Source organism: Haliea sp., assembly GCF_041395985.1.
GTDB lineage: Bacteria > Pseudomonadota > Gammaproteobacteria > Pseudomonadales > Halieaceae > Haliea.
This window is the reverse complement of record NZ_JAWKZJ010000007.1, coordinates 225,132-231,486: the sequence shown is the minus strand read 5'-3', so window position 1 is coordinate 231,486 and position 6,355 is coordinate 225,132. Positions and strand designations below refer to the sequence as shown.

Below are 6,355 nucleotides of genomic sequence, written 5' to 3'. Positions count from 1 at the left end.
GACGGATGGGGGCGAGCAGGACACGCCGTGAACCCATCCATGGGGGCTTGAAGGAAACATCCCTGTTTCCTACAGTCCTGCTCGCCCCCATCCGCCACGCCGCCCTGCTCATCAGGTTGTGGTGCCAGAACTTACTCTCAAGCGCCGCGTCGCCCTGCTCGTCTGGTTGCGGTGCCAGAACGTACTCCCGGGCGCTGCCCCACCCCGCCCCTTCAATGCCAGACTTCACCACCCAAGCCGCAAGTGCCGGTGGGGGCGGTGCGGGCGCTGGGGGACCGTCGGCGGCCATGGATGGCCGCCGCCGAGCCTACATGGACGTACTTGCGGCGTGTCCCCCCAGCGCCCCCACCGCCCCCACCCGCACCACACCAAAGCCGAAATCCGGAAGCCCGGAAGCCCGAGCACAGCCCAGCCCTGTGCTCAATGCAACGCCTTCTCCCGCCGGTGCTCATGGAACACGTACTCAAAAACCTCCCGGTAGTTGCGCGCAAAGCGCACCTCCAGCCCTTCCCGCAAATAGCCCGGCAACTCATCGAAATCACGCCGGTTGGCCGCAGGCAGGATCAGCTCCGGTATCTTCATGCGCCGCGCCGCAATCACCTTCTCGCGAATGCCGCCCACCGGCAGCACCTGTCCCGTGAGGGTTAATTCCCCCGTCATCGCCAACGGGCGCTTGATCCGCTCATTGCGCGCCAGAGAGATCAGCGCCGTCGCCATGGTGATGCCCGCACTGGGGCCGTCCTTCGGCGTGGCACCCTCCGGCACGTGCAGGTGTACCAGGCTGGTGTCGAAGAAATCATAGTCACAGTCGAAATCACGCAGGTGCGACACGACGTAGCTGTAGGCAATTTCCGCGGATTCCCGCATGGTCTCCCCCAGCCTTCCAGTGAGCTTGAAACCCCTGTTCAGGGTATGCACTTTGGAAGACTCGATGGCCAGGGTTGCACCGCCCATTGCGGTCCAGGCCAGCCCCGTGGCCACACCCGGGCCACGCAGCAGCTTTTCACTGTGAAACACCGGTTGGCCAAGCAACGCTTCGATATCTTTCTTGCCGATGCGCAGGCGCTGCTCACTGCGCTCAAGCAGATCCACGATGGACTTGCGTATAATCCGCGCCAGCTGCTTTTCAAGGTTGCGCACACCGGCCTCCCGGCAATAGCTCTCGATCACGGTTTTCAGCGCGGCATCGTTGATCTTGAGCTGGTCGGCGCTGACACCGTGGCGCTGCAACAGCCGCGGCCACAGGTGGTTGCGCGCGATGGCCAGTTTTTCCTCGGCAATGTACCCCGCAAGTCGCAGCACTTCCATCCGGTCCAGCAGCGGACCCGGAATGGTATCCAGTTGGTTGGCAGTGCAGATGAACAGAACCTTGGACAGGTCGACGCGCATGTCCAGATAGTGGTCCAGGAACTCCGCATTCTGCTCCGGGTCCAGCACCTCAAGCAGTGCCGAGGCGGGGTCGCCCTGGTAGGACGCTCCGATCTTGTCGATTTCGTCCAGCATGATCACCGGATTGGCCACTTTCACATCCTTCAGCGCCTGCACAAACTTGCCGGGCATGGCGCCGATATAGGTCCTGCGGTGTCCCTTGATCTCCGCCTCGTCGCGCATGCCACCCAGGCTGAAACGGTAGAACTCGCGCCCCAGTGCGTCTGCCACGGAGCGCCCGATGCTGGTTTTGCCCACACCAGGCGGACCCACGAGCAGCAGAATGGACCCGCTGATCTCGCCTTTGAATGCTCCCACGGCAAGAAATTCGAGTATGCGCCGCTTCACGTCGTCCAACCCGTCGTGATGCGCGTCCAGTGTCTCCCGTGCGTGGGCGAGCTCCAGCCTGTCCTCCGACGTGATGCCCCAGGGCAGCTGCGTGGCCCAGTCGAGGTAATTGCGCGTCACGCCGTATTCGGGTGACCCTGTCTCCAGCACCGAAAGCTTGTGCATCTCCTCGGCGATACGCGCACGCACAGGCTCTGGTGGCTTGAGGGCCGCCATGCGCTCCTCGAACAGCTCGAGGTCGGTGCTGCGGTCGTCCTTGGACAGCCCAAGCTCCTTCTGGATGACTTTCAGCTGCTCGCGCAGGAAGAACTGTCGCTGCTGCTCAGAGACTTTCTCATTCACCTGGCTGGTAATGCGGGTCTGCAATTCGGCCACTTCACGCTCTTTGCGCAGCAACAGCAGAACCTTCTCCATGCGGGCCAGCAAGGGCAGCGTGTCGAGGATTTCCTGCAACTGGTCACCCTTGGCGGTGGTGAGCGCGGCCGAGAAATCCGCCAGCAGGCTGGGCTGGTTGGGGCTGAAGTTTGCCATGTAGTGTTTCAGCTCTTCGCTGTACAGCGGGTTGAGCGGCAACAGCTCCTTGATCTGCTGAATCAGGGCCATCGCGTAGGCCTTCACTTCATCGCTGTCGCGGTCTCCGGTACTGCGCGGGTATTCAACCTGGACCCGGTAGGGCGCCTTGTCGGTGAGCCAGCGCAGGATGCGAAAGCGCTTCACGCCCTGCACCAGGAACTGACCCGGGCCGGTGGTGCCCGGCGGCCGGTGCAGGCGCGCGACGCAGCCGATTTCGGGAAACTGGCGGGGACCCACGCTGTCCGGGTCCTGCTGGTCAACATAACTGAGGCCCACCAGTCCGTGGCCCTCCGCGGCAATCGCCTCCAATGTCGGAGCCCATTCCTGCGGATTGATCGCGACCGGCTGTATCTGCCCGGGAAAGAAGGGTCGCTGCGGTACCGGAATCACGTACAGCGTATCCGGGAGAATATCGTTTGCCACCGCCGGGGCATGGCTGCCCGATGCGTTCGCGTCGCGCTCGTCCTCGGCAAAGTGCTGGGGCTTGCTCATGGCTACCTGTGTCCAATGCTGTGGGTATCCGGCAGATATGGGCGCGCGGGCGCGTATTTCAAGAGATTGGTCCCGCGGCATTTTTCAGTGGCCGGCGCGCGGAGTATACTTCGCGGCTGAGCCCGACCCGTTAACCGCACGTCCGACACAGGAGTCCACAGTGCATATTGAACAGGCCACTGAAGCCGAACTGCGCGCCGCGCTTGCCGACCTGCATGAACAGTACGATGCCCTGGCAGCGAAAAAACTGAACCTCGACCTCACCCGGGGCAAACCCAGCGCCGCGCAAGTCACACTGTCCGACGCACTGGACGGCATTCTGCAGGGCAATTATCGGGCCGCGGACGGCACCGATGCCCGCAACTATGGTGGCCTGGAGGGCCTGCCCGAGGCGCGCGCGCTGTTCGCCGGCGTTCTGGGCACAGCCCCCGAAGAGACACTGGTTGGCGGCAACAGCAGCCTGACGCTCATGTACCAGGTCATGGATTTTGCCCTGCGCGAAGGTCTGCGCGGCGCCGAGTCAGCTTGGGGCAACCGCGACCAGGTGAAATTCCTGTGCCCGGTACCCGGCTATGACCGCCACTTCTCTGTCTGCGAATATCTGGGAATCGAGATGATCCCCGTGCCATTGCTCGACTCGGGCCCGGATATGGACCTGATAGAGACGCTGGTCAGCACTGATGCGGACATCAAGGGCATCTGGTGCGTGCCCCGCTTTTCCAACCCCACCGGCTGCGTCTATAGCCCGGATACCGTCAAACGCCTGGCACGGCTGCCGCAGACCGCGTCAGACGACTTTATCGTGATGTGGGACAACGCCTATGCGGTCCACACCCTGCAGGATGACGCACCCGCACTGGACAGCATCACGGCCCATGCGCGGGCGTTCGGCACCATGGACGGTATCTTCCAGTTCGGCTCCACCTCCAAGATCACCTTCGCCGGTGCGGGTGTCGCATTCCTGGGCACCAGCGAGCGCAATCTCAACACCTTCAAGGCACACCTGGCCTTCCAGACCATCGGCCCCGACAAAGTGAACCAGTTGCGTCATGTGCGCTTCCTGCAGGACGAGGCCACGCTGCACACGCACATGGCCAGGCACGCGGCAATTCTCAAGCCACGCTTTGACGCGGTGCTCGACACCCTGCAGCGCGAGCTGGGGTCCAGCGACATGGGCCACTGGACCACGCCAGAGGGCGGCTACTTTGTATCATTCAACACTTTGCCGGGCCTTGCAGCTAACATCGTCGAACTTGCGGGCAACGTAGGGGTAAAGCTAACACCCGCCGGCGCCACCTTCCCCTACGGCAAGGACCCAGAAGACAGCAACATCCGACTGTCACCGAGTTTCCCGGCACTGGCTGATGTGCAGGCGAGCGTGGATGTGTTTGTGTTGTGCGTGAAAATCGCCTCGATCAAGCAGCGTCTGGGTAGCTGAACGGAGGCCGCCGGGGGCGGGAACCTCACAGCGGCGGGCGCACTGCCCGCCTGCGAGGTCAGTCGTCGCTGCTGTGGTGCGGCTGCATACCGGGCACGGGGAATGTGGCCACGTTGCTGCGCGAGCCGGGAGCGACCTCGGAAATCTTGCCGGTCCCTTCCTTGTCGACTTCATCGATGCGGATGATCGCCTGCAACGGGATATAGCTGCGCTTGACCCCGCTGAACTCGTGCTTGAGCTTCTCCTCGCCGGGGTCTACAAGTATCTGCGAGCGTTCGCCGAAGACGAATTCCTCGATCTCGATGAAACCCCACATATCGCTTTGGTAGATCTGGCGCGCGAACACCTCGAACACCTGGTTCGCGTTGTGGAATATCACCTTGTACACCGGTTGGTTGGCCATGCTGTCCTCGTGGGGCGTTGCGCCGGGCGGTCCCGCTGGGGTTGCGCGGAATCCGGGGGGGCGCAATGTTAACACTCCCATCACAAATTACCACTACCGGGGCCCGCTCGACGCTATGTTTCCCGGGGTCGAATCTGTATAATTCCCAGCCTTTTTCCAGCAACCGGCAAGGCACCGACTGTGGTGCGCCGACGAGGCCCAGTGAGCAAAAAGCTGTACATCAAGACCCACGGCTGCCAGATGAACGAGTACGACTCGGCGCGCATGCGCGATCTGCTGCAGGCCAGCCATGGGCTGACCCCGACGGACAACCCCGAGGACGCCGATGTTCTGCTGCTCAACACCTGCTCGATCCGTGAAAAAGCCCAGGAAAAGGTCTTCCACCAGCTCGGCCGCTGGAAACACCTGAAGCAGAAAAACCCCGACCTGATCATCGGGGTGGGTGGCTGTGTCGCCAGTCAGGAAGGGGCCGAAATCGGAAAACGCGCACCCTATGTCGACCTGGTCTTCGGGCCACAGACCCTGCACCGCCTGCCGGAGATGATGGAGCAGCGCGGCCCGGGGGGCACCCTCGTGGTCGACGTCAGCTTCCCGGAAATCGAGAAATTCGATCGATTACCGGAACCCAGTGTCGAGGGGCCCACGGCCTTTGTTTCCGTGATGGAAGGCTGCAGCAAGTACTGCACCTTCTGTGTTGTGCCCTACACCCGCGGGGAAGAAGTCTCACGCCCGGTGGATGACGTGATCGCTGAAGTGGCGCATCTGGCGGGAGAAGGCGTGCGCGAAGTCAACCTGCTGGGGCAGAATGTGAACGCCTACCGGGGCGCCAACCACCTCGGTGAGATCGTGGACTTCGCCGAACTCCTGCACCTGGTGGCGCGCATTCCGGGGATCGACCGTATCCGCTACACCACCTCACACCCGGTGGAATTCAGCGACGCCCTGATCGATGCCTATGCCGAGATCCCGCAGCTGGTCGACCACCTGCACCTGCCGGTACAAAGTGGCTCGGACCGCATCCTGATGGCCATGAAGCGCGGGCACACGGCGCTGGAGTACAAATCGAAGATTCGGCGTTTGCGCCGCATACGCCCGAACATCAGTATCTCTTCCGACTTCATTATCGGCTTCCCCGGCGAGACGGATACAGACTTTGCGGCCACCATGAAGCTGGTGGAGGAGATCGGGTTCGATACCTCGTTCAGTTTTGTCTACAGCGCGCGCCCCGGCACCCCCGCGGCGGAGCTGCCGGACACCACGGATGAAAGCGTCAAGAAGCAGCGCCTGCAGATCCTGCAGGCGCGCATCCTGCAGGAAGCACAGGCGATCAGCCGCCGCATGGTCGGCACAGTGCAGCGGGTTCTGGTCACGGGGGTATCGAAGAAAGACCCCGGTGAACTGCAGGGTCGGACCGAAAACAACCGTGTTGTGAACTTCCACTGCACCGACCAGAGCCTGATCGGCGAATTCGCCGATTTGGAGATTGTCGATGCTTTGCCCAATTCCCTGCGCGGCCAGCTGGCACAATCACCCCGGATGCGTGCGGTTGACTAGTCGGCCAAGGCGTATATCCTTAACCCCATGATCACATGCCCTAGCGGCCCGCGAGCGATTTGAACAGCGAATCTCCGACCCCCGAGTCGACACAGTCAAGCCTCACCCTGGAACCGAAT

The 6,355-nt window shown here is 62.4% G+C and carries 4 protein-coding genes; 2 read left to right on the top strand and 2 right to left on the bottom strand.

Features of this window, described 5'->3' with window-relative positions; all coding sequences use genetic code 11:
* Positions 1–420: 420 nt before the first annotated feature.
* A complete protein-coding gene (lon, locus tag R3E49_RS14160) occupies positions 421–2,841 on the bottom strand; it encodes an endopeptidase La (protein ID WP_371295623.1) in 2,421 nt (806 codons plus the stop codon).
* 160 nt (positions 2,842–3,001) lie between these two features.
* On the opposite strand from lon, the gene R3E49_RS14155 reads away from it, so the two are divergent.
* A complete protein-coding gene (locus R3E49_RS14155; RefSeq protein WP_371295622.1) occupies positions 3,002–4,279 on the top strand; it encodes an aminotransferase class I/II-fold pyridoxal phosphate-dependent enzyme in 1,278 nt (425 codons plus the stop codon).
* A 58-nt stretch (positions 4,280–4,337) separates the two neighbouring features.
* Here R3E49_RS14155 and R3E49_RS14150 read toward each other — a convergent pair whose 3' ends face one another.
* Positions 4,338–4,682: a DUF1820 family protein gene (locus R3E49_RS14150; RefSeq protein ID WP_371295621.1), complete on the bottom strand. Its 345-nt coding sequence runs from the start codon at positions 4,680–4,682 to the stop codon at positions 4,338–4,340.
* Between the two features lie 201 nt (positions 4,683–4,883).
* Between R3E49_RS14150 and miaB the strand changes: the two genes are divergently transcribed.
* Entirely contained in the window at positions 4,884–6,236 is a 1,353-nt protein-coding gene (gene miaB / locus R3E49_RS14145; RefSeq protein WP_290737483.1) for a tRNA (N6-isopentenyl adenosine(37)-C2)-methylthiotransferase MiaB, read from the top strand.
* Positions 6,237–6,355: the final 119 nt, after the last annotated feature.